Annotated in this window: 25 protein-coding genes and 2 tRNA genes; 14 read left to right on the forward strand and 13 right to left on the reverse strand. The window is 39.5% G+C overall.

Features of this window, described 5'->3' with window-relative positions:
- Nucleotides 1-149 precede the first annotated feature (149 nt).
- Together apbC and dcd are read left to right on the forward strand one after the other, a co-directional pair.
- Nucleotides 150-1,226 carry an iron-sulfur cluster carrier protein ApbC gene (gene apbC / locus P20439_RS01190; RefSeq protein WP_008113602.1) on the forward strand — a complete coding sequence of 359 codons (1,077 nt, stop codon included), beginning with the start codon at nt 150-152 and terminating at the stop codon, nt 1,224-1,226.
- 2 nt (nt 1,227-1,228) lie between these two features.
- Complete coding sequence (gene dcd, locus P20439_RS01195) at nt 1,229-1,813, forward strand: dCTP deaminase (protein WP_008113601.1); 585 nt, start codon at nt 1,229-1,231, stop codon at nt 1,811-1,813.
- A gap of 25 nt (nt 1,814-1,838) precedes the next feature.
- Here dcd and P20439_RS01200 read toward each other — a convergent pair whose 3' ends face one another.
- Nucleotides 1,839-2,621 carry a CLCA_X family protein gene (locus tag P20439_RS01200; RefSeq protein WP_008113600.1) on the reverse strand — a complete coding sequence of 261 codons (783 nt, stop codon included), beginning with the start codon at nt 2,619-2,621 and terminating at the stop codon, nt 1,839-1,841.
- Nucleotides 2,622-2,639: 18 nt separating this feature from the next.
- The gene (locus P20439_RS01205; RefSeq protein WP_008113598.1) at nt 2,640-3,233 is read right to left on the reverse strand and encodes a tRNA-uridine aminocarboxypropyltransferase; all 594 of its coding nucleotides are present in this window, start codon (nt 3,231-3,233) and stop codon (nt 2,640-2,642) included.
- A gap of 132 nt (nt 3,234-3,365) precedes the next feature.
- Here P20439_RS01205 and P20439_RS01210 point away from each other — a divergent pair, with 132 nt between their 5' ends.
- Both P20439_RS01210 and P20439_RS01215 read left to right on the forward strand, forming a co-directional pair.
- Nucleotides 3,366-3,710: an Hpt domain-containing protein gene (locus P20439_RS01210; RefSeq protein WP_008113596.1), complete on the forward strand. Its 345-nt coding sequence runs from the start codon at nt 3,366-3,368 to the stop codon at nt 3,708-3,710.
- A 128-nt stretch (nt 3,711-3,838) separates the two neighbouring features.
- Nucleotides 3,839-5,056 carry a pyridoxal phosphate-dependent aminotransferase gene (locus P20439_RS01215; protein ID WP_036932631.1) on the forward strand — a complete coding sequence of 406 codons (1,218 nt, stop codon included), beginning with the start codon at nt 3,839-3,841 and terminating at the stop codon, nt 5,054-5,056.
- A 35-nt stretch (nt 5,057-5,091) separates the two neighbouring features.
- Here the strand turns inward: P20439_RS01215 and P20439_RS01220 are convergent, their stop codons facing one another.
- From P20439_RS01220 to mnmA, 5 genes are all read right to left on the reverse strand, one after another.
- The gene (locus P20439_RS01220) at nt 5,092-5,550 is read right to left on the reverse strand and encodes a GNAT family N-acetyltransferase (protein ID WP_008113592.1); all 459 of its coding nucleotides are present in this window, start codon (nt 5,548-5,550) and stop codon (nt 5,092-5,094) included.
- A 9-nt stretch (nt 5,551-5,559) separates the two neighbouring features.
- On the reverse strand, nt 5,560-6,702 hold the full coding sequence (locus P20439_RS01225; protein ID WP_008113591.1) for a cupin domain-containing protein: 1,143 nt from the start codon (nt 6,700-6,702) through the stop codon (nt 5,560-5,562).
- A gap of 79 nt (nt 6,703-6,781) precedes the next feature.
- Nucleotides 6,782-8,152, reverse strand: a complete 1,371-nt coding sequence (gene purB / locus P20439_RS01230; protein WP_008113589.1) for an adenylosuccinate lyase — start codon at nt 8,150-8,152, stop codon at nt 6,782-6,784.
- A gap of 31 nt (nt 8,153-8,183) precedes the next feature.
- A complete protein-coding gene (gene hflD, locus P20439_RS01235) occupies nt 8,184-8,786 on the reverse strand; it encodes a high frequency lysogenization protein HflD (protein ID WP_008113587.1) in 603 nt (200 codons plus the stop codon).
- Entirely contained in the window at nt 8,786-9,886 is a 1,101-nt protein-coding gene (gene mnmA, locus P20439_RS01240; protein WP_008113585.1) for a tRNA 2-thiouridine(34) synthase MnmA, read from the reverse strand. The genes hflD and mnmA overlap by 1 nt, the downstream gene beginning before the upstream one ends.
- 467 nt (nt 9,887-10,353) lie before the next feature.
- On the opposite strand from mnmA, the gene P20439_RS01245 reads away from it, so the two are divergent.
- Nucleotides 10,354-11,628, forward strand: coding sequence for a diguanylate cyclase (locus P20439_RS01245; protein WP_008112020.1), 1,275 nt, complete (start codon nt 10,354-10,356; stop codon nt 11,626-11,628).
- 57 nt (nt 11,629-11,685) lie between these two features.
- Here the strand turns inward: P20439_RS01245 and P20439_RS01250 are convergent, their stop codons facing one another.
- From P20439_RS01250 to P20439_RS01275, 6 genes are read right to left on the reverse strand one after another with little or no spacing between them, the layout of a single operon-like run.
- Nucleotides 11,686-12,363: an rRNA large subunit pseudouridine synthase E gene (locus P20439_RS01250; RefSeq protein ID WP_008112023.1), complete on the reverse strand. Its 678-nt coding sequence runs from the start codon at nt 12,361-12,363 to the stop codon at nt 11,686-11,688.
- Nucleotides 12,363-12,692, reverse strand: a complete 330-nt coding sequence (locus P20439_RS01255) for a TusE/DsrC/DsvC family sulfur relay protein (protein ID WP_008112024.1) — start codon at nt 12,690-12,692, stop codon at nt 12,363-12,365. Before P20439_RS01255 ends, P20439_RS01250 begins: the two co-directional genes overlap by 1 nt.
- A gap of 3 nt (nt 12,693-12,695) precedes the next feature.
- Nucleotides 12,696-12,962, reverse strand: a complete 267-nt coding sequence (locus P20439_RS01260) for a DsrH/TusB family sulfur metabolism protein (RefSeq protein ID WP_028835169.1) — start codon at nt 12,960-12,962, stop codon at nt 12,696-12,698.
- Nucleotides 12,959-13,315: a sulfurtransferase complex subunit TusC gene (tusC, locus tag P20439_RS01265; RefSeq protein WP_008112028.1), complete on the reverse strand. Its 357-nt coding sequence runs from the start codon at nt 13,313-13,315 to the stop codon at nt 12,959-12,961. Before tusC ends, P20439_RS01260 begins: the two co-directional genes overlap by 4 nt.
- Entirely contained in the window at nt 13,312-13,665 is a 354-nt protein-coding gene (gene tusD / locus P20439_RS01270; protein WP_008464037.1) for a sulfurtransferase complex subunit TusD, read from the reverse strand. The genes tusC and tusD overlap by 4 nt, the downstream gene beginning before the upstream one ends.
- A 55-nt stretch (nt 13,666-13,720) precedes the next feature.
- Nucleotides 13,721-14,386 carry a Bax inhibitor-1/YccA family protein gene (locus P20439_RS01275; RefSeq protein WP_008112034.1) on the reverse strand — a complete coding sequence of 222 codons (666 nt, stop codon included), beginning with the start codon at nt 14,384-14,386 and terminating at the stop codon, nt 13,721-13,723.
- A 252-nt stretch (nt 14,387-14,638) separates the two neighbouring features.
- On the opposite strand from P20439_RS01275, the gene P20439_RS01280 reads away from it, so the two are divergent.
- The 9 genes from P20439_RS01280 (at nt 14,639) to pepN (ending at nt 23,287) form a co-directional block, all read left to right on the forward strand.
- Nucleotides 14,639-14,729: transfer RNA gene (locus tag P20439_RS01280), tRNA-Ser, on the forward strand.
- Between the two features lie 51 nt (nt 14,730-14,780).
- A tRNA-Ser gene (locus P20439_RS01285) sits at nt 14,781-14,871 on the forward strand.
- Between the two features lie 174 nt (nt 14,872-15,045).
- On the forward strand, nt 15,046-15,426 hold the full coding sequence (locus P20439_RS01290) for a hypothetical protein (protein ID WP_008112036.1): 381 nt from the start codon (nt 15,046-15,048) through the stop codon (nt 15,424-15,426).
- 128 nt (nt 15,427-15,554) lie between these two features.
- On the forward strand, nt 15,555-16,013 hold the full coding sequence (locus P20439_RS01295) for a GAF domain-containing protein (RefSeq protein WP_008112037.1): 459 nt from the start codon (nt 15,555-15,557) through the stop codon (nt 16,011-16,013).
- Nucleotides 16,013-16,291 (forward strand): hypothetical protein, encoded by a 279-nt coding sequence (locus P20439_RS01300; RefSeq protein ID WP_008112039.1) that lies wholly within the window; start codon nt 16,013-16,015, stop codon nt 16,289-16,291. Before P20439_RS01295 ends, P20439_RS01300 begins: the two co-directional genes overlap by 1 nt.
- A gap of 16 nt (nt 16,292-16,307) precedes the next feature.
- Nucleotides 16,308-16,946: an RNA chaperone ProQ gene (gene proQ / locus P20439_RS01305; RefSeq protein ID WP_008112041.1), complete on the forward strand. Its 639-nt coding sequence runs from the start codon at nt 16,308-16,310 to the stop codon at nt 16,944-16,946.
- A gap of 27 nt (nt 16,947-16,973) precedes the next feature.
- Nucleotides 16,974-18,998, forward strand: a complete 2,025-nt coding sequence (prc, locus tag P20439_RS01310; protein WP_008112043.1) for a carboxy terminal-processing peptidase — start codon at nt 16,974-16,976, stop codon at nt 18,996-18,998.
- Nucleotides 18,999-19,157: 159 nt separating this feature from the next.
- Nucleotides 19,158-20,642, forward strand: coding sequence for a Na+/H+ antiporter NhaC (gene nhaC / locus P20439_RS01315; protein WP_036932638.1), 1,485 nt, complete (start codon nt 19,158-19,160; stop codon nt 20,640-20,642).
- A gap of 50 nt (nt 20,643-20,692) precedes the next feature.
- On the forward strand, nt 20,693-23,287 hold the full coding sequence (pepN, locus tag P20439_RS01320; RefSeq protein WP_008464040.1) for an aminopeptidase N: 2,595 nt from the start codon (nt 20,693-20,695) through the stop codon (nt 23,285-23,287).
- Nucleotides 23,288-23,289 lie beyond the last annotated feature (2 nt).

Below are 23,289 nucleotides of genomic sequence, written 5' to 3' on the forward strand. Positions count from 1 at the left end.
AGGAACAGATGAAAATTATTACATTATCGATAAGCGCGGTAGTAACAGAGTACACTGCTTATGGATATTTACTAATTGACTGGTGTTAATGCCCTGAATGTTACATAATTCCGTGGCACTTTTCATCAAAGAAACGCTATTTTATTGCTATGTTTGGACTGTCGAAACTATTCTCTGCTAAATCGGTGCAAAAACAACCGATTATTTCTGCTTTAGCGGCCTATCGAAGTGCCGCTTTCGCTGTGGGTATTGTGCAAGATTTTATCGCTGATATTACTCAAAACACCGATAAATCAATTATTGTTAAACTCACTCTTCCGTTTGCAGCACAATCTGAAATGCCACATGTTGCTAAATTTTTAACCGAGCGACTTAAAACCGAAGTAAATGTAAGCGCGGTGGTGACACTTAAAGAGGCTGCAAAATTTAAAGCCATAAAGCACATTATTTTAGTGGCCTCAGGTAAAGGCGGAGTGGGTAAGTCAACCACGGCTGTTAACATTGCAGGTTCGCTTAAAAATGAGGGCGCTAAAGTCGGCATTTTAGATGCTGACATTTATGGTCCTTCTATACCTATGTTGTTAGGTTTGGTAGGCAGTGAGCCTGTCACTAAAGACAACAAGCAATTACAACCATTTAATGCTAACGGCATTAAAGCGCAATCTATTGGCTTTTTAGTGCCTAGCGACGATGCTACCGTATGGCGCGGTCCTATGGCCTCAGGCGCGCTTAGTCAGCTATTAAATGAAACCGATTGGGGTGAGCTTGATTACTTAATCGTCGATATGCCCCCAGGCACTGGCGATATTCAATTAACCATGAGCCAAAAAGTCCCTGCCAGTGGCACTGTAATTGTTACTACGCCACAAGATTTAGCGCTGGCAGATGCGCAAAAAGGCATTGCTATGTTTAATAAAGTAAACGTGCCAGTGCTTGGTTTGATTGAAAATATGAGCCATTACATTTGCGGACATTGCGGCGAAGCTAATCATGTATTCGGTAAAGATGGCGCACAAAAATTAGCCATGAAGCATGGTGTTCCTGTGCTTTCGCATATTCCGCTTGCGATTAATATCAGAGAATCCTCTGAACAAGGTAAATTGATTGCCAATGATGCAAGTGCTGCTATAAGTGAAACCTACAGTGCAGCCGCACGGCTCATCGCCAGTACGCTTTATTATCAACAACATCACAACACAATTGAAGTTGTGATTACGGAAGATTAAAAATGAGACTTTCAGATACACATATAAAAGAATATTTAAACGATGGGCGTATTGTTATTGAGCCAGCGCCAACCAGTGAAATGATTTCAGGGGTGACTGCGGATCTTCGTTTGGGTAATAAGTTTAGAACTTTTCATGCTCATAATGCTGCTTACGTTGACTTAAGTGGACCAAAAGTTCAGCTTAATAAAGCGTTAGAGTCAATCATGAGCGACGAAATTGTATTAGACGATGGCGAAGCATTCTTTTTACACCCCGGCGAGCTTGCATTAGCAATAACCTATGAAAAAGTAACGTTACCTGCTGATATTGTTGGCTGGTTAGATGGACGTTCATCGCTGGCACGTTTAGGTTTAATGGTGCATGTCACCGCTCACCGAATCGATCCAGGTTGGAGTGGTAATATTGTCCTAGAGTTTTATAACTCGGGTAAATTGCCACTGGCGCTAAGACCCATGATGAAGATTGGTGCAATGAGCTTTGAAACGCTCACCGGCCCATGTGAAAACCCATATAACACTCGTGTTGATGCAAAATATAAAGATCAAAATAGCGCGGTGGCAAGTCGTATCAGTGATGATAAATAGTAATTCTGATTTTTAGAAACGATTACTATGCTTGTTGATGAAGCGCGTAACCTAATAATTGAAAATATTGGTTAAGTGCTTCATTGGCTTTTAACGTTTGGCTAAGCTCAGGGTAAATTAAATTATTACTGTTTAATCCACTGACCAAAAAGCTATTTTTTATTGTTTGATGCTGATTTATACAGGCTTCAAAACAGCGAGCTGCAAGCTCCTCTGGCATACTCATGTATTGCTGCTTGTGTGCCTTATCAAACGCGATACAGCGTTGGACAAATTCATTCGCATCTTCACCGTTTTGCGCTAAAAATACCTGCTTATAAAATTGATTAAGTGCATCATTAAGTGGATGGCTCAAATCAGGAGAGTTTGACAGCCATAACTTAGAGGCGAAACCAAAGCGGGTTTTTGATTTAAATAAATGCTCACTAATATGATGATCGAATGCATGAAACCACTCATGGGCTAAAGCACCGCCGCCTGCGTTTTTTGCCAGTGCGAGAGTTTGGTCATAAGCATTATAGTGTGCTTGCACACCTTTTTGTCCGCCATGGCCAAAGGCAAAGTTAAGTTTACCGCGAAGGCCAATTGCCGTTGGTGGTAAATGTAAAATTTGCGCTAAATCAGCTAGCGCATCATAAATTAAATTGGCACTAATAAAGCGCTCTTCTTTAGTCACCCACTTACCAACGACCATTGAACGAAAACCAAAAGTCGTTCTAATATCGCTAAAATCAACTTGGTCGTCAAAACGATAGTCAGGGCCTTGGCGTGAAAATCCGCGCTTTAATCGAGAAGGGGTATTACGCATTGGTAATTTCATTTTTAATTACAAGTAACGTGCTTTTACGTGAGCGGGCATGTGTTGGGTTTGTTTTTTTATTAATTCGTCTAATAAACCATACAAGGGTGCAGGGTTTAGTGCTTCTATGAGCCATAAACTATGTGCTACTGCTTCTAGCGTCGATAAACTATCTGCTCTAGGGGCTTTACGAATAGCATAACGGTTGGTGGGAATATGGCTAAAGCTTACCGTTTTAAACTGTTGTAATAACGGGGTTAATTGCAAAATTTTAAAGGCTTTATTCCATGTGCCATCAATCACAATTAAATGCGTAATAGCTTGCAGGTTTTCATTATTATTTGGTAGATCTAATTTTACGGCGTGCTCGCTTGGGTAGAGTAATACGGTCGATTCAATAGGCAGGTTTTGTAAACAGGCGAAGTCCTGATTATTTTCGCCTTTAATAATTTTACAGTGGGTTAAACCCAAAGCTAATAATTGCGCCGTATTTTTGCTAACTTTTGCTTCACTGGGGTGCTGCAAAATAATAACCTGAGTTTGGTTATTAACACGGGTAATTGCGTTGCAAATACAGGTGCTTAGCGAAAAATTACACTGTTTACAAAGAGGGCGAGCCATTGAATACACTATTTCGTTAGTACATTTGGCGTAATTATACATTTTTGCGGTAATAAAGTTGGTTTTTTTTGTGCTTAGATATAGAGTAAGAGATAAGAAAAAAATCGATGGACCGTATTGAAGGGCATGAATATGACAGAGATCAATATTGACGAATCCGCTTTAGAAAGTATGGAATCGCTATTAGGTGAACAATTTCCAGATACACTGGAATTTTGTTGTGCGGAATTTGAGCGATTGGGTAACGAAGCAATTGCTGCGCTTGGGCAAGATAAAGAGGCCGCTATTCGCCACTCTCATAGCCTTAAATCAAACGCCGCTCAATTTGGTGCGGCAAGTTTAGCCGAAGTTGCCCGTTTAATTGAATATAATTTAAATAATGGGAATGACGAGCAGGCTGTTGATGCAGCCGATGGATTAATGGCGCAAGTTACTGGCTCACAAGCAAAACTAAATGCATGGTTAGCTGGACGCTAAACGTGTTTCAACAGTAATAAAAAAGAGTGTTAACGTGAATTTTTTTCAGTTTTAAGCGCTTAATTTTTCTAGTAATTCACGGCTTTACTGAGTTAGTCTAATGATTAACTTGCTCTTTAGAGGTAACAATGTCAGAAATAAAAAAGAGTCATAAATTAGACGGCGTCTGTTATGACATCCGAGGTCCCGTTTTAGTGCAAGCTAAAAAAATGGAGGATGAGGGCCAAAAGGTATTAAAGCTTAATATAGGTAACCCCGCCGCATTTGGTTTTGATATGCCAGAAGATATGCATCGCGATATCATCCGTAATTTATATTCAGCTCAAGGGTACTGTGACTCTAAAGGTCTTTATTCTGCGCGTGTTGCTATTTATCAGCACTACCAACAGCGTGGCTTACACAATTTAGACGTTGATAATATTTACATTGGTAACGGTGTGAGTGAACTTATCCAAATGGTCACTCAAGCACTGTTGAATAATGATGATGAAGTGTTAATTCCTGCCCCAGATTATCCGCTTTGGACTGCCTCGGTAAAATTAGCAGGTGGCAATCCGGTTCACTATTTGTGTGATGAAGAGCAAGACTGGTTTCCTGATATTGACGATATCAAAAGTAAAATTACTTCTAAAACCAAAGCATTGGTGCTGATAAACCCCAACAACCCAACTGGGGCCGTTTACAGTAACGCTTTGCTTGAAGAATTGATCAATATTGCTCGAGAGCACAAGCTTTTGCTGTTAAGCGATGAAATATACGAGAAAATTCTATACGACGGCGTTACCCATACTTCTATTGGTTCATTATGCGATGATCTCCCTATCATTACCTTTAATGGCTTAGCTAAAACATACCGCGCTGCTGGGCTGAGAATGGGCTGGATGGTGCTAAGTGGTCGTACGGCATTAATGACAGATTTAATTAAAGGCTTAGATATTCTTGCTTCAATGCGCCTCTGTGCCAATGTGCCCGCACAATATGCAATTCAGCAAGCATTGGGAGGGGTTCAATCAATTGATAGCTTAATAGACCCCGGTGGGCGTTTATATGTGCAGCGAGATATTGCTTGGCGCGGCTTAAATGCGATTGATGGAATTAGTTGTAAAAAGCCAAAAGGGGCGCTTTATGCTTTCCCTAAAGTGGATACCGCTAAATTCAATATTAAAAGCGATGAACAAATGATGTTTGATTTGTTAAAAGCAGAAAAAATATTATTAGTGCATGGGCGCGCCTTTAACTGGCCAGAGCCTGATCACTTTAGATTGGTATTTTTACCCAATAAAGATGATTTATCGAGTGCAATGATGAAAATGCAGCGTTTTTTCAAAGATTACCGACAAGAATAGAAAATAAAAAGCGAGCCAAATGGCTCGCTTTATTGTTAATGCACTAAAGTAAATGGTCGTGTTTCAAAGCATGCAATAGGGCACTGCATACGTTGCCTTGGGATACCTGCTTCCATAAAGACGTGGCCTTGCTGAATAAACCCATTATTTTTGAATCGTTCTACTTCGTTTAAAATACAATTAATACTGATTGCTTCAATACCTTGCTCCGCTGCTAATTTAACAATGAAATTAAGCAGTGAATTATAAACATTGCGGTTGCGATGCTGCGGCAATACGGCGATTCTACCAATTAAACCATCATTACATAATCGACCTGTGGCAACAGGTGAGTGCATATTATCGGTGACCAGAATGTGTTGAGCGAGTGCATCTAAGTTGTCAAATTCAATACTTTTAGGAATATGTAACTCATATACAAACACTCGCTCCCTTATATGTTGCAGTTGACTTTTTTCACTTTGCCAATCAACTTTGTCAACGGTATAAACCATGACCTCCCCCTAGCTAAACCAGATACCCTCATTAACCAGTGTAGTAAAAGTTTCGATAAAATCTAGGCTAGGTGTGGTTGCATTAAGCACGCTACTATCAAATTCAATAAAATCAGTAAGCTGTTTTACCGCTTCTAAATCAGATAAGGGTAAAGCGAAGTTTTCGCCATTGATACTCAGAAGTAGCTCTGCATCCATACATTGATAAATAGCACGTGTGCCCCCTAAACGCTCAAATTTTACTTGGTTTTCAAGCAGTTGTTGTATTTGTTCGACACTAAATGGGTCTTCTTCAGGGGCTAAGTCCATATCATGCTTAGGTTGGCTAAGGGTATTACCTAACCAGTGTTTAAATAAACTCTCGTCTTCTAGCAATGCTTGCATTAACGTTTTTACTTTATCGACTTCGCTTTGGGTTAGCTCACCTTTAGAATCACGCAGGGCGAGGGTATGGTCGGTATACCTTTCTTGGCCGCTTTCTGTGTCGATAATATGATCAGCAAAACTTGAAAGTAAATCTTGTTGATTAGGTGCTCTAAAACCGACTGAATAGTTAAGTGCATTCTCAACCGCATAGCCTTCATGAGGACAACCTGGTGGTATATACAAAATATCACCGGGCTCCAAAATACAATCAATTACTGCACTGAAAGCTTCAACTTGCAGTAATGTTTTATTTTGAGCAAACTGTTTTAGTGTTGGGTCGGGTAATCCTACCCGCCAATGGCGCTTACCTTCACCTTGAATAATAAATACATCGTATTGGTCTAGGTGTGGGCCAACACCGCCACCTGGGGTTGAGTAGCTGATCATCAAATCATCTATTCGCCAATTAGGTATAAAGCGAAAAGGTTCAAGTAACTGAGCAGCCTCTGGATGCCAATGATCCACTGCTTGCACGAGTAGTGTCGAGTGCTGATCAGTGAGTATTTCAAAATCGTCAAATGGTCCCTGATGCGATTGCCATTGTTGATTGTGGTTAGTAATAATGCGCGATTCTATGCTGTCTTCCATAGCAAGGCCTGCGAGTTCATTCGCATCAAGTGGGTCTTGAAAATCTTTAAAACCAGCTTTGATCAACAGTGGTTTTTTTTGCCAATATTGACTTAAAAACGCTTGCTCTGATAATTCATTTATTTTTAATTGATACATAGAATGCCTATAACGTTAAGACCTAAATGAAAAAGCGAAAGGCAGGTACCTTTCGCTTTTTATTAGTAGATTTGAGTGATTAAACTAAATCATCAATAAACTTAACAGCGCGACCAATGTAGTTAGCCGGCGTTAGTTTTTTCATTTCAATTTTTGCAGCTTCTGGTAGGTCTAAACCATCGATGAAATCAGCCATAATTTCTTGATTTACACGTTTACCACGGGTTAAATCTTTTAGCTTTTCATATGGTTTTTCAATACCGTATTTACGCATAACGGTTTGAATTGGCTCAGCGAGCAGCTCCCAGTTTTGGTCAAGCTCATCTGCTAAACGTTGCTCGTTTACTTCAAGTTTGCTTACACCTTTAAGGGTTGATTGGTATGCAATTACCGCATAACCCATACCTACACCTAAGTTACGTAATACGGTTGAGTCAGTTAAATCACGTTGCCAGCGAGACACAGGTAGTTTTTGTGCTAAATGACCAAAGATAGCATTGGCTAAGCCTAAATTACCTTCTGAGTTTTCAAAATCAATCGGGTTCACTTTGTGTGGCATAGTTGATGAGCCAATTTCACCGGCAATGGTTTTTTGCTTAAAGTGATTAAGCGCAATGTAGCCCCACATGTCGCGGTCAAAATCTAGCAATATAGTATTAAAACGCGCAATTGCATCAAATAGCTCTGCAATATAGTCATGCGGTTCAATTTGTGTAGTAAACGGGTTAAGTGTTAAACCTAGGCTAGTTACAAATTTATCTGCGTGAGTATGCCAGTCGTAATCAGGGTAAGCACTTAGGTGAGCATTGTAGTTACCTACAGCACCATTTACTTTGCCTAACATTTCTACTTGTGCAATTTGGTCACGTTGACGCTTTAAACGCATGTATACGTTTGCAAACTCTTTACCCATTGTTGATGGGGTAGCAGGTTGCCCATGCGTACGTGTCATCATTGGAATGGCTTTGTATTCAATAGCTTTTTCTTTAATTGCGCTTAATAGCTCATCGCAATAAGGTAAAATAACATTGTTACGGGCTTCACTTAACATTAAACCGTGAGATAAATTGTTGATATCTTCAGAGGTACATGCAAAGTGAATAAATTCATTAATGGCATGTAATTCAGCGTTATCAGCTACTTTTTCTTTTAGTAGATATTCAACAGCTTTTACATCATGGTTAGTAGTGCGTTCAATGTCTTTAACACGCTGCGCATCGGCTTCACAGAAGTTATCGACGATAGCATTTAATAGTCCGTTTGCTTGCTCGCTAAAAGCGGGGACTTCTTTAATCTCGCTTGCTGCAGCTAACGCTTGCAACCAACGCACTTCAACGGTTACGCGGTATTTGATTAATCCAAATTCGCTAAAAATACTGCGTAGTTCAGTGGTTTTGCTGCCGTAGCGACCATCAACCGGAGAGATAGCCGTTAACGCTGAAAGCTCCATAATAACTCCTAAATTTTAGTTTGAACGATAATTAAATTTTTGTTTTAGCTATGGCGAGAATTTTTCTTTTCGCAAAAAAGAAATGACGACGTTTGCCGCCCATTTGTCGCCATAATACTGCACTGCGAATTCCGGCTAAAAGTAATGCGCGGATTTTATTTTGCGTGAGCTGCTGTTTTAATAACTCGGGTTTACCATAAACCTGAATTCGGTGCCCAAGGGGGCTTAGCACCGACGAGTATATATCTGCTAAACCGGCAACAACACTGTCATCGGTAATAGCAAAATGATCCAAACGACGATGAATATCATCAATACGTTTACCTAATTCATTGAGGCTTTTACTGTTAGCACTAAGCGCACGCTCTAACTGCATTAAACCACCTACATATTTGACTATTTCTACATCTTTTTGAGCACCGGCACTCAGTTGTGCCATCAATGTTTTATAGCCATCACGTAAGTTATGTTCACCTTGATAAACATCTTCTGGGGAAGCTGGCGAGGTTTGCACAATACTTGATAATAAAATCGATAAATCTTGTTCATCAGCGCGACCATATTGGGCAACCTTCTGAACTTGCTTAGCCACTTGACACATGGCTGCAAGCGCCATGACTTGATGTTGATTCATTACTTAATCACCGAATCAATAATGCCACCACCTAAACACACTTCATTAGCGTAAAATACGGCAGATTGTCCTGGGGTTACCGCTTTTTGTGGCTCATCAAATAATACGCGTGCCATACCATCTTCACCGACTAATAAGGTACAGCTTAGGTCTTCTTGACGGTAGCGTGTTTTTACGGTGCAACGAGTAGTACCTTGAGGACCAACACGATCTACCCAGTGTAATTGGTTGGCATTTAGGCCATTACTGTAAAGGCGAGGGTGATTTTTACCTTGGCCCACAATCAATACATTGCGTTCAACATCTTTGTCTACAACATACCAAGGTTCGCCTGAGCCTTCTTTCATACCACCAATTAACAAGCCTTTGCGCTGACCTAAGGTGTGGTACATCAACCCTTCATGCTCACCAACGTTGTTACCATCTGTGTCTTCAATAACACCAGGTTGAGCAGGTAAGAATTTTTGTAAGAAATCTTTAAATTTACGCTCACCGATAAAACAAATACCAGTACTGTCTTTTTTATCGTGGGTAATTAAATCTTGCTCTTCAGCAATACGGCGTACTTCTGGCTTGGCAATATCTCCGACAGGGAACAGCGTTTGCGCGATATGTTCATGGCTCAATGTGTACAAAAAGTAGCTTTGATCTTTATTATCATCTAGGCCACGGCACATAACATATTTATCATCTCTGAGCTCACGACGTACGTAGTGGCCCGTTGCTATAAAGTCAGCACCAAGTGCTTGAGCCGCAAATTCTAAAAAGGCTTTAAATTTAATTTCTTTGTTACACATGATGTCTGGGTTAGGTGTGCGACCAGCTTTGTACTCAGCTAAAAAGTATTCGAATACGTTGTCCCAGTATTCCGCTGCAAAGTTAACGGTATGAAGTTCAATACCTAATTTGTCACAGACAGCTTGGGCATCTTTTAAATCTTCAGCGGCAGCGCAATATTCATCATTGTCATCTTCTTCCCAGTTCTTCATAAACAAGCCTTCTACTTGATAGCCTTGTTGTTTTAATAAATATGCAGATACAGAAGAATCAACACCGCCGGACATACCAACGATGACTTTAATGTGACTATTTTCGCTCATGAATAATTTCGCTTATACAGATTACTGTTAACTTGGAAAGGCCGCGATTATAGCATGTATTTTGTAAGTGCTTAAAGAGAGGAAGGGCTATTGAATAGATTTTGTTGCTTTTTTTTATGTTGGTTAGGGATGATTTACTCTTTGTTAGTCGATTTTTACTTATCCGATTAGATTACACATTTTGCGGTGCTATTGTAGCCCCTTTGTTTGAACACATTTTAATTTGAAAAGAACAACAGGTCCAAGATGTCAGGCCATTAAATTATAAACACTCATTTAAGTTATAAATGATGAGTAAATGTTGTTTATTTAAGGTGTTAGTACTGTTTATAGAAAATCAAAGAATATATTTATTATTGTTCATTAACAAACCTTTACAACCAAATGATTATGCAATACCTTTAGATGAGTTTAAATTGCATAAACACTCAAATAAGTATTTATAATATAGTCAATGGAATGAATATATGAATTATGCTTCTCAAGCACAAAAGGTAAAATCTTACATTGTTGAGTTATCAACAAAGGTACAACGCGATGATTGCTTAGTAGCAGAACAATTACCACATAACTTTAAAGAATCAGCTTACAAACTGTTTTATCAAACCATTAGGGTTCCTCGTCCTTACCGCTTTGAAGAACCCAACCCTATTTTAGCGCTATTTAGACTCATTGAACATTCTTTAGACTTTATTAATCCCTTTCAACAAGTCATTTTAAAGCAGCTAGAAAAGTGGTGGTTAGAATGGCATTTTGTTGCCACTATGAATGCTTCTCTTGAAATGAAACACGTTGAACAGCAGCGTTTTGTTAGTAGTGCAACTGAACATCCAATGCGAAAACATGAACTGAGCCATTATGCAAAATTATTTACTATTTTGCCTTTGCCCGTGTGTAATGTTTGTATGGTAACCGGCGATATTTTAAAGCTTAATCAACGGTTTGTAGATGTATTTGGCTATACAATTGATGATATCCCTAATTTAAAACAGTGGTGGAAGGTCGCGTATCCTGAGCCTAGTTATAGAGAGTCTGCTCAAACGATGTGGGGTGAGTCTTTAGCGCAGGCAAATAAAAATAATGACGATATTCCTGCTAATGACTATCAAATTGTATGTAAAGATGGTTCGAAAGTGATAATGCAAGTGTCAGGTATTAGTGTAGAAAGTGAATTTATTGCTGTATTTAACGATGCGACGGAGCGTTTGAAAACCCAAGAGATACTCAGCGATATGGCCTTTTTAGACTCATTGACTAAAATTGCCAACAGACGCCGTTTTGACGAAAAATTACATGCTGAATTTAAAAAACTGATAAAAGTAAATACTCAACTTTCTATGATCATTATTGATATAGATAATTTCAAAAAATTTAATGATAGGTATGGTCATATTGCAGGGGATAAGTGTTTACATAGCGTAGCGCAAAAGCTAGCAGAAACAGTCAGTCGTCCTGAGGACTTTGTAGCGCGCTATGGCGGAGAAGAGTTTGTTGTTTTACTCCCACAAACAGATAATCAAGGTGCACTCTTTATTGCAGAACAAATACAAAAATCTATTGAAGATTTAGCGATAGCTCATGAAGATAGTTTTACTGGCTTTCTCTCTGTGAGTATGGGAGTTCATACGGTAAAACATGGCGAAAAAACTAACCATGTCGATTTCTTTAAAGCAACGGATAGTGCGCTGTATTATGCAAAAAGGCAGGGCAGAAATTGTATTGCCTTAGGAAGGCATGAATAACACAGCATGTTTAACCTTTGCTTTTAATGCCAGATAAGCAAAGACTAACGTAAAGTATTAACTGTTGGTTGGTGGCCCACTGATTTTATATTGACCTGTTTCAATTCCATCGAGTGTGTATTTACCAATACTATAGCGAATTAACCGTAACGTTGGGTGGCCAATGTGTGCGGTCATTCGTCGAACTTGACGGTTCTTCCCCTCGTTTATAGTGATACTCAACCAAGATGTTGGAATTGATTTACGTTCTCTCACTGGGGGAGTGCGTGGCCAAAGCGCTGGTTCATCGATTAACTTTACCTGTGCAGGTAAGGTTAATCCATCTTTGAGTTCGACCCCTTGACTGAGCGCATCAATAGATGCTTCTGTAGGCACCCCCTCAACTTGTACCCAGTACGTTTTGTTGGTTTTTTTACCAGGAGCGGTTAAGGTATTTTGTAATTTCCCGCAATTGGTCAATAATAACAAGCCTTCACTGTCTCTGTCTAAGCGACCCGCAGCATAAACATCTTTAATAGGAATAAAATTAGCCAGTGTTTGTCTATTTTGCTCGTCTGTGAATTGGCAAAGGACATCATAAGGTTTGTTAAATAAAATAACTTTTTTATCGCTTTGGGCTATCTGTGGCTTAATTGCTCTTTTTATCGGGCTCTTTTTTACAGCACTGCGCGAATATGTACGACCTGTATTGCGTTTACTTGTTGATGATGACGTGTTTTTAGCTTTTTGTTTCATTAAATACACCGTGCAGGTTTAGGTAAGCCCGCAATTTTAGTGGCTTGTTTGGCCGGTCCCTTCGGAAAAAGCTTATACAGGTACATGCTATTACCTTTATCCTCACCGAGCGCTTTAGCCATCGCTTTGACTAACATTCTAATGGCTGGACTGGTGTTGTATTCTAGATAAAATGCGCGCACAAAGTTAACAACTTCCCAATGCTGCTCGGTTAATATAATGCTTTCATGTTGTGCAATAACATCGGCTAACTCTTTTGACCAATCAGTATGATCTAGCAGGTAACCTTGCTTATCTGTGTCTATTGTTTGATTATTAAATTCCAGCATAAATCACCAAGTAATTGATTGTTTAGATGATAAACTTAGGGTAACGAACTCATCATAGCTAATCGCTTTATCATTCAAATTTAAAGAGATACCACGCGCCGCTGCATCGTCCTTTAAAATATAAAGCGAATCGGCAAATTGTCTGTATTGCCCTTTAGCAAAACAGGCATCACCCACTAATAAAACCGAGTCTGTTAGCATAATCAGATTATCGAGACTGTTTGCACTGTAGTAATTCAGTGGTTTTGAAAATATATGTAAAGTGCTCATAGCGTTACCACGTGCTGCTGATTTTGAATTAACTGTTTTTGGGCATTAAAGTTAACGGTTTTTACTTCAATAAGTAGCTCATTTTTACTTAAACCGTAGTCAATGAGTGACTTCTCACACACGTAGATATTATCAACATCATATATTTCTAGGGTTTTAATATTTTTAAAAAAATCTTTAAGCCCCAAACTATTCGGGCTTTGATTTTTTTTAAGAGCTAGCACCGCAGGACCGCTAAACAACCAACTTATATTTTGATCAACTGCGGCAAAAATAAGGGTCATATCAAGTGCATCGCGAATATGCATGTCATCAAATGGGCTTGATTGACTAATAACGAGTACATTAATCATTTAAATTGTATCCATTTATCTGCTTCACTGGCTAACATAGCAAATTCAGCGAGGCCAGCTACAGCGAATACACCAGTATTTTGCATATCTAAGCCACGCTTTTCAGCTGCCATAACGCACAGCATTAAATTAATATTTTTGTCGGCTAGCTGTTGCCAAAGCGAGGATAAATTGAGCTCATCAGAGGCAAGCTCAAAATGAGTAGAAGCATGATAGATACCATCTTGGTATAAAAATATTGCATCAATACTATGCCCTTGTGCTAAACAAGCGTGAGCAAATTTAACAATACGCTGTGTGGTATCGTGATCCGATGGTGGAGTATGTAAAGAAAGTACAAAGCGTGCCAAAACTATTCCAATAAAAAAGCCCCAATAAAGGGGCTATTTTAACAGAACTATTTAATTAGTCATTATTTGCGCCAAGTAACGCAAGTAAAGACGTAAATAAGTTATAAACGCTCAGGTATAAAGAAACCGTTGCGCGGATATAATTCGTTTCGCCGCCATTAATGATTCTGCTCGTATCGAACAAAATTAGGCCAGACATGATTAGTACCACGGCTGCGTTTAGTACCATAAACATTAAAGAGCTACCTAGGAAAATATTTACAATACTTGCCACGATAACCACAATTAAGCCCACAGTTAAAAAACCACCCATGAACGAGAAATCTTTTTTAGTGTTAAGTGCATAAGCAGATAAACCAAAGAAGATTAACGCCGTAGAACCTAGCGCTTGCATAATTAGCATAGGGCCATTAGGTAATTGTGCATAGTGATTAAGGAGTGGGCCTAAACCAGCGCCCATTAATCCTGTAAACGCAAACACCCAAAATACACCAGATGCTGTGTCGGCTTTTTTGTTAACAACAAAAAGCAGACCAAATGAGACCAGTGTAAATACTAGTCCCATGAAATAAGGTAATTGCAGTGCCATTGAAATGCCGGCGGTGACGGCACTAAATGCAAGTGTCATTGCAAGTAGAAAATAAGTGTTTTTAAGCACTTTGTTTGTTTCAATGGTCGACATTACCGGCTTTGCAGTATTGTACGATTGATTAAATGCCATTGTAGAGCTCCTGTAAGTGAAACTAAGTAGTTCCTGTAATTTAACTAAAATTAGATTACCAACTCTTATATGTTTGGGCAAACCTTTGTAGATCAATAGACAACTAAATTTAAATAAAAGTTCACTCGGCGTATAGGAATCGCCCTTTTTGCTTTATGTTTAAATAAATTAGTTGTTTTTTAATCACTTGAACAAATAATTGAAAAAAAAGCTTCACAAAGCCCATGGGTTTCCCTATTATTCAGGCCGTGCGGAGAGATGGCAGAGTGGTCGAATGCACCGGTCTTGAAAACCGGCAGGGGTTTATAGCCCCTCTAGGGTTCAAATCCCTATCTCTCCACCACCTTATTAAAATAACTATGAGTACGCACTTACTTGTAGTTTATGCACTTTCGGAGAGATGGCAGAGTGGTCGAATGCACCGGTCTTGAAAACCGGCAGGGGTTTATAGCCCCTCTAGGGTTCAAATCCCTATCTCTCCACCATTATATTAAAGCCCGCTTATTAGCGGGCTTTTTTGTGTCTAATTTTCGCTATACCTAACCTCAAAACCAAGTATATTTAGTTAAAAAATACGACCATAGTCTCTATTTATAAGCTACAGCTCTTAGGGCATGCTAAGAAATAAGATTTATGCTTGTGTATTTAAGGTTCTTACTATGAAACATCAACTTGCTAAAAGCGTCGCACTTTCATTATTATCTCCTGTTATTATCGGCAGTATGCTAGGAATATATTACGCATTGACTATGCGTGGTGACGCGGTGTCTATCTTTTTAGGGCTATTGATGACGGCCATTGCTAATGCCCACATAGTAGGGTTAACGATGGCTGCGTTTGTGGTGCCAGGCTACTTACTTATGTTTAAGTATTCTAAGGTGAATTATTCTGGGGTATTAACTCTTGGCTTACTGGGTGGCGCTATTTTTAGCTATCTGCTTAGTGCGACTACTGGCGAGATATTTTTAATCAATAGTGTGATGTCGGGATTTGCTGCAGGACTGTTTTTATTTGGCCTGCGTAAATCGGTACAAAGCTAATTGCAGAATATTTAATCAAGTGTGTCGTAAAACCATGTAATTTCCTTTTTTTTACCCGCAAAAGGTTTCAATTTTTAGTGACAAAGAGTACCTTTAGCTACTGTATGTTTAATAAGAAGTAGTTTGGTATGCAAAAGCACGATTTTTACCAGTCATTAGTTAAGCAAACTGAATCGCTGATAGGCGGTGAATCAAACATAATTGCCAATATGGCAAATATTAGCGCGCTATTATTTACTTCTTTAGAAGATGTGAATTGGGCGGGCTTTTATTTTATGGATTCACCGACAGAATTGGTACTTGGTCCATTTCAAGGCAATCCAGCTTGTATTCGTATTCCGGTAGGGAAAGGGGTATGTGGCACTGCTGCGGCAACCGAGCAAACCCAGTTAATTTCAGATGTGCATGCGTTTGACGGTCATATAGCCTGTGATGCGGCGTCAAATTCTGAGATAGTTGTACCTATCATGAAAAACGGCCGTGTATTTGCGGTACTTGATATAGATAGCCCAAGTATTGGCCGATTTGATACTGATGACCAAGCAGGGCTTGAAGCACTTGTAAAATGCTTAGAGGCTAGCCTGTAATGAAAGATTTGCTAAATGTTCAAGATTACCTATTCGCCGTTCAAGATGTAGGTGATTGGGAAGGTGAAGAAGAACATGTAGCGGAAACGCTCAATGATTTGATTCACATGGCCTGGGATCGTCTACCTGATGATTTAGACTGTGATTCAATTGATGAAATTATAAATGGTATTTGGGAACATTTACGTGGTGATATGGCTGTGATTGAAACTGACTTTGAAGAGTTAGTTGATTGGAGCATCCACTATGTTGATTCTGCCCTTGATGAAAAGATGTGATTAAATAGGTTCTAAAATGGAAACCACAAACAAGCTAAAAGATATTAATGAAGTATTGGAGTTCTTATACCAAGAATTTCCACAATGTTTTAAACAAAAAGAAGGCATTCAGCCGCTTAAAGTAGGTATCTTTAAAGATATCGCTGAGCGTATTGAAGGGTCTGAAAAAGTTAGTAAAACACAAGTACGCCAAGCACTTAGAAAATACACATCTAACTGGCGCTATCTTGAAGCGGTTACTAAATCTGAGTTCCGTATTGATCTTGACGGAAATCAAGGCGAGAAAGTTGAGCAAGAGCATATCGACCACGCACAAAAAGCGTTGGAAGAAAGCCGTGCTAAAATGGCAAAGCGCAAAAAGCAGCAACGCCCACGTCAAGACTCAGATGCAAAATCTTTTAAGAAGAAGCCAGCGCATTCAGCTAAAAATCCATCAGCTGCAGCAAAACCTGCCAAAGCCGCTGCGCCTAAGCGTTCAGGAAAAGTTGAACCTTTACCTGCAGGCGAGGTCAAGGTTAATAACAAGGTTAAAGTTAAACTTGGCCAAGCACTTGTTAATGCAGTAATCACTGAAGTAAACAAAGACGATGTTCACGTTGAACTAGTGACAGGTATGCAAGTAAAAACCAAAGCCGACAGCTTATACATTATTTAAGTTGCGAAAAAAATTAAGGAGTTGTGTATGAGTAAAAAGTTTACGCTCATTCCGTTAGTTGCTGCGCTGTTTTCAGGTTCGTTATTTGCTGCAGTAGAGCCGGTAACATTAGAAGACTTACCCTTGTTAAAACAAGAAAGTCAGCACGGTACAGCCAGCAAACGAGTGGCTAATCTATTTACTCGTTCACATTACACACCCGTTCGATTTAACGATGAGCTTTCGAGTAAAGTATTTGATCGTTACATCGAATCCCTTGATTTTAATAAAAGCGTGTTTTTAAAAAGCGATGTAGACTCATTTGAGCTATATCGTAACCGTTTTGATAACGCGCTGCTTAGCGGTCAGTTAGGGTTTACGTTTGATATTTTCAACTTAAGCCTTAAACGCCGTTTTGAACGTTATGAATTTTCACTGTCGCTACTTGAAAACGAAATGACGTTTGACGAAGAAGATGAATATTTTTATGACCGCGAAGATGCACCGTGGGCAACTACCCAAGCTGAGCTTGATGAAATTTGGCGCGAACGGGTAAAATATGATGCACTGCGTTTAAAAATGACTGGCAAAGATTGGCCAGGCATTAAAGAGGTGTTGACTAAGCGCTATAAAAACGCAGAAAAACGCCTTGTTCAGTCAAAATCTGAAGACGCATTTCAAATTGTAATGAACTCGCTAGCACGCAGTATTGAAGCGCATACTTCATACTTGTCACCTCGTCGTGCTGAACAATTTAAAATGGACATGGACTTAGAGCTTGAGGGGATTGGCGCAGTATTAACGCCTGATGAAGACTACACGGTTATTCGTAGTCTAGTTCCAGGAGGCCCTGCAGACAAATCTGAGCAAATTAAAGCCGATGATCGCATTATTGGTGTGGCTCAAGAGGGCGAAGAGTTTGTTGATGTTATTGGTTGGCGTTTAGATGACGTGGTTGATCTTATAAAAGGTCCTAAAGGCACGAAAGTACGTTTACAATATTTAAAGGGTGCAGATGCTCACGGTACGCCAAAGGTAGTTGAGATAACCCGTGATAAAATTCGTCTGGAAGACCGAGCAGCAAAATCAGAAGTATTTGAAGCCAGCTATTCAGATCTGACTAGTAAAATAGGGGTAATCGAAATCCCTGGCTTTTACAACAACCTTTCTAAAGATGTAAAAGTAGAACTTGCTAAATTAAAAGAGCAAAAAGTTGACGGTATTATTATAGACCTACGTCAAAATGGCGGTGGTTCGCTATATGAAGCGACGCAGCTGTCAGGCTTGTTTTTTGATCAAGGCCCAGTGGTACAGATTCATACATTAAATAATCGCATTGAAGAGCAAAAAGATCGTGATGGCATTACTTATTACGATGGCCCACTGACAGTGCTTGTTGATAGATACAGCGCGTCTGCATCTGAAATATTTGCAGCGGCAATGCAAGACTATGGCCGCGCAGTTATCATAGGTGAACAAACCTTTGGTAAAGGCACTGTGCAGCAGCATAAAGGCCTCGCACGTGCTTATGATTTATACGATAACCCGCTAGGTAGTGTGCAATATACAATTGCAAAGTTTTACCGCATTAATGGTGGTAGTACACAGCATAAAGGGGTGATCCCAGATATTACGTTCCCATCGGCTATTGACCCTGCTGAGTGGGGGGAAAGTAAGCAAGATAATGCACTACCATGGGATAGCATAGTACAAGCACAGTATAAGCAAATAGGGCGTTTAAATCCTGTTATAAATGTGCTTGAAAAACAGCACAATGAGCGAATTAAAACTGAACCTGAATTTAATTATGTGTTTGAGGATATCGCTCGTTACAACGAAGAAAAAGATCGTAAAACAATTTCTTTAGTCGAGAAAAAACGTATTAAAGAAAAAGAAGAAAATGAAGCGCGAGCATTAGCACGCACTAACGAGCGTTTAAAGCGTTTAGGCAAACAACCTTTAGAAAATTTAGATGACGTGCCTGAGGTAATTGAAGAGCTTGACCCATTTCTTGAAGAAGCAGCACTTATTACACAAGATTATATTAAATATGGTCGCGTAGCTAAGCGCTAACATAGGCTTTATTCAGTAAAAAAAAAGGCGCTAAGGCGCCTTTTTTACTATCGATAATTTGCTAAATTGTTATAATTGCTGATTACCAAAAGTTGAGCTAGATCAAGCATGCTCAATAAATGCGCGTACGTGCTAATAAAAATAATCAACATGCATCGAATGTGTGTAGGAGTCTATATTTTGAAGCCAATTGAAGAAAAACCACTTAAAAGTGCCTCGTTTCTTGATGCACTCATTCCAATTACTGTATTAATTTGTTTATTAGGTGCCGCTGTGTACTTATTTGGTGATGACTCATCGTCAGGTCCCAATCAAATTGCCTTGTTGTTTGCAACATTCGCTGCGGCATTAATTGGTTTAAAAAATGGCTACACCTGGAAAAAATTAGAAGATGCAATGATTGAGGGGATCACCTTATCTCTTAGTGCAATTTTGATCTTACTCATGGTAGGGGCATTAATCGGAACCTGGCTATTATCAGGAACCGTACCAACGTTAATTTATTACGGCCTCCAAATTATCAATCCTAGCTGGTTTTACGCCGCGAGTTGTTTAATTTGTGGCATTGTAGCAATGAGTATTGGTAGTTCATGGACTACAGCAGCGACTATAGGTGTCGCGTTACTTGGTGTAGCTTCTGGGCTTGGTTTAGAGCCGACAGTTACCGCTGGCGCCGTAATATCAGGCGCTTATTTTGGCGATAAGCTTAGCCCACTATCAGAAACTACCAATTTAGCACCGGCTGTTGCTGGCGCTGATTTATTTGAACACATTCACCATATGTTATGGACAACTGTTCCAAGCTTTGTAATTGCATTAATCATCTTTGTTTTCATGGGCTTTAACGCGACAGCAGCGGGAGAGGCTGGTCAAATAGACCAAATAACTGCAATTCTTCAGCAAAACTTTAACATTGGCTTAGAAATGTTGGTGCCTTTAATTGTGTTACTAGTCTTAGCAATAAGAAAAATGCCAGCGTTTCCGGCTATTTCTATAGGCGCTGTCATTGGCGCTGTATGGGCATTGTTATTTCAATCTGATTTAATTGCTAGCCAAATAGATATGACCCAAGGTGAATTTGTTGGTTACTTTAAACTGGTTTGGACCACTTTTTTTGACGGTTTTACTATTAGTACCGGTGATGCAAAAATGGACTCGTTACTCAGTGGCGGTGGCATGTCAGGCATGCTAACCACGACATGGTTGATCATGACGGCACTTATGTTTGGTGCGATTATGGAAAAAACGGGTCTACTTGATATATTTGTTAAAAGTATTCTTAAAATCGCAAAAAGTACCGGTTCATTAATTGCTTCAACTATTGCTACCTGTATTGGTACCAATATTATCGCAGCAGATCAGTATATTGCTATTGTTGTACCCGGGCGTATGTTTAAAGAAGAATATAAAAAACGCGGGTTAAAGCCGGTTAATTTGTCACGCACACTAGAAGATGGCGGTACAATTACCAGCCCGCTCATACCATGGAATACCTGCGGTGCGTATATGCAAAGTGTCCTATTAATCAATCCGTTTGACTATGCGCTTTATGCTTTCTTTAACCTTATAAATCCTTTCTTAGCCGTTATTTATGCTTACTTAGGTATTAAGATACTGCGTATCAAGCCTAAGAAAACGGCTTAATTTAAGTAGCTCCTTTTATCACTAAAAGGGGCTATTTTTTTGGAGTGATCATGACTGAACTACAAAAACCTCAAGCAGAATATTTAAAAGACTATAAAGCCCCCGATTTTTCAATCGAGCATACTGAGCTGACTTTCGACTTACAGCCATTAACGACTCAAGTAAATGCTTTATTAACGCTTAAACGCGTGGGTGATTCAAATGCACCACTGGTATTAGATGGCATTGACTTAACTTTGATTTCTTTATCGATTGACGGTGCAGAGCTCACAGATTATAAAATTATAAATCAGCAATTAATCATTAATAATCTGCCTGATGAATGTCAGTTAAGCATAGTGACGCAAACTTCACCGCAAGCAAACACATCACTTGAGGGGTTGTACTTATCGGGCGGGGCTTATTGTACTCAATGTGAAGCGCAAGGGTTTAGAAAAATAACCTACTATATGGACCGTCCTGATGTACTTTCAACTTTTGATGTCACTATTATTGCCGATACGGCATTTCCGCATTTGCTCTCTAATGGTAACCAAGTGGACAGTGGTGAAACGCAAGATGGACGCCATTTTGTAAAATGGCAAGATCCGTTCAAAAAGCCGAGTTATTTGTTTGCTCTAGTGGCAGGGGACTTTGATGTTTTACACGATAAATACACTACCCGCAGTGGTAAGGATGTCACCCTAGCGTTATTTGTCGATAAAGGAAACTTACCTAAAACAGAGCATGCTATGACGTCGCTTAAAAAAGCGATGGCTTGGGATGAGTCACGTTTTAATTTAGAGTATGACCTTGATATTTATATGATTGTTGCCGTTGATTTCTTCAATATGGGAGCAATGGAAAATAAAGGGTTAAACATTTTCAACAGTAAATGTGTGCTGGCAAATCAAGAAACGGCAACCGATAAAGATTACCACACCATTGAGTCTATTGTTGGCCACGAGTACTTTCATAACTGGACCGGAAATCGTGTAACTTGTCGTGATTGGTTTCAGCTGTCTTTAAAAGAAGGTTTAACGGTATTTAGAGATCAAGAGTTTAGTAGTGATTTAGGCTCTCGTGCGCTAAATAGAATTGACGCGGTAAAAGTGATGCGCACTCATCAATTTAGCGAAGATGCCGGCCCAATGGCACACCCAATACGCCCAGAAAAAGTCATCGAAATGAATAACTTTTACACCGTTACTGTGTATGACAAAGGGGCTGAAGTTATTCGTATGATGCATACATTGTTGGGTGAGGAAAACTTCCAAAAAGGCATGATACTGTATTTTCAGCGTCATGATGGCCAAGCGGTTACCTGCGATGATTTTGTTGCGGCAATGAGTGATGCATCATCAATTGATTTATCACAATTTAAGCGTTGGTATAATCAGTGTGGGACACCACGTTTAAACGTTACCAAAGCGTATGATGAAAGTGCACAAATCTTCACGCTCACTATAGAGCAACTTGCGCCCCTGAATCAGCCTAATAATGCGATGTTACATATTCCTTTTGCGATTGAACTTTTAGATCAGCAAGGCCAAAGTATTGCATTGCAATACCAAGGTAAAAAGGTTGATAGCGTATTAAATGTTACTCAAGCTAAACAAACATTTCATTTTGATAATATTGAACACAGTCCAACCGCCGTATTGCTAGAAGATTTTTCAGCACCGTGTATTTTGAATCAACAGATCACTGAAGCTGATTTATTACATATTATGCGTTTTGCACGCAGTGACTTTTCACGCTGGGATGCACAACAACAATTGTTTATTGATGCACTCAAGGCAAACGTTATTTCAGCTAGTAATGCACCACTAAGCGATGCCGTTATTGATGCACTTAGGGTGCTAATATCGCAACGAGAGGGTGATTTAGCGCTGATTGCTGAACTCTTAAAACTGCCTAGTTTTGATACTTTAGCTGCGGAGTTTGACGTTATTCCGGTTGATGACATTATTGCCAATATTGAGCTATTCGAACAACAAATTGCCAAACAACTACATACTGAGTTTTTAAGTTGTTATCAGGCAATCACCGATGATGGTAGTGTGAGTGCCAAAGCGGTGGCTATTCGCGCTTTAAAACAACTTTGCTTGCACTATTTAGCAAAAACAGACAGTGCTAAGGCGGCAAGCTTAATTGAGCAGGCAGCAGCATCAACAAATATGACTAATGTGCTTGGCGCTTTGAGCAGTGTAGTTAAAGCTGCGCACCCATTATCAAATCAATTACTTGCGCATTTTGACAGCCAATGGCGCCATGATGTGCTAGTAATGGATAAATGGTTTGCTTTACAAGCAATGAACAGCGCTGATGATGCCATTGAGAAAATTAAGGCCTTGTATACACATCCATGTTTTGATTTTTCAAATCCGAATCGAGTTCGTGCATTAGTGGGGAGTTTTTCGCACTTTAATACCGCACAATTTCATCGCTTAGATGGTCAAGGTTATACATTACTTGGCGATTTATTAATTAAGCTTAATGCGATTAACCCGCAAAATGCATCACGTATGTTAACGCCGTTTATGTCATGGCGCCGCTATGATGAAACCCGTGCCAGTGCAATGAAAGCGCAATTAGAGCGCCTTTCGAATTTAGAAGGTTTAAGCGATGATTTATTTGAAAAGGTTGAAAAAGCTTTACAATAAAT

Source organism: Pseudoalteromonas sp. BSi20439 (assembly GCF_000241165.1).
Taxonomy (GTDB): domain Bacteria; phylum Pseudomonadota; class Gammaproteobacteria; order Enterobacterales; family Alteromonadaceae; genus Pseudoalteromonas.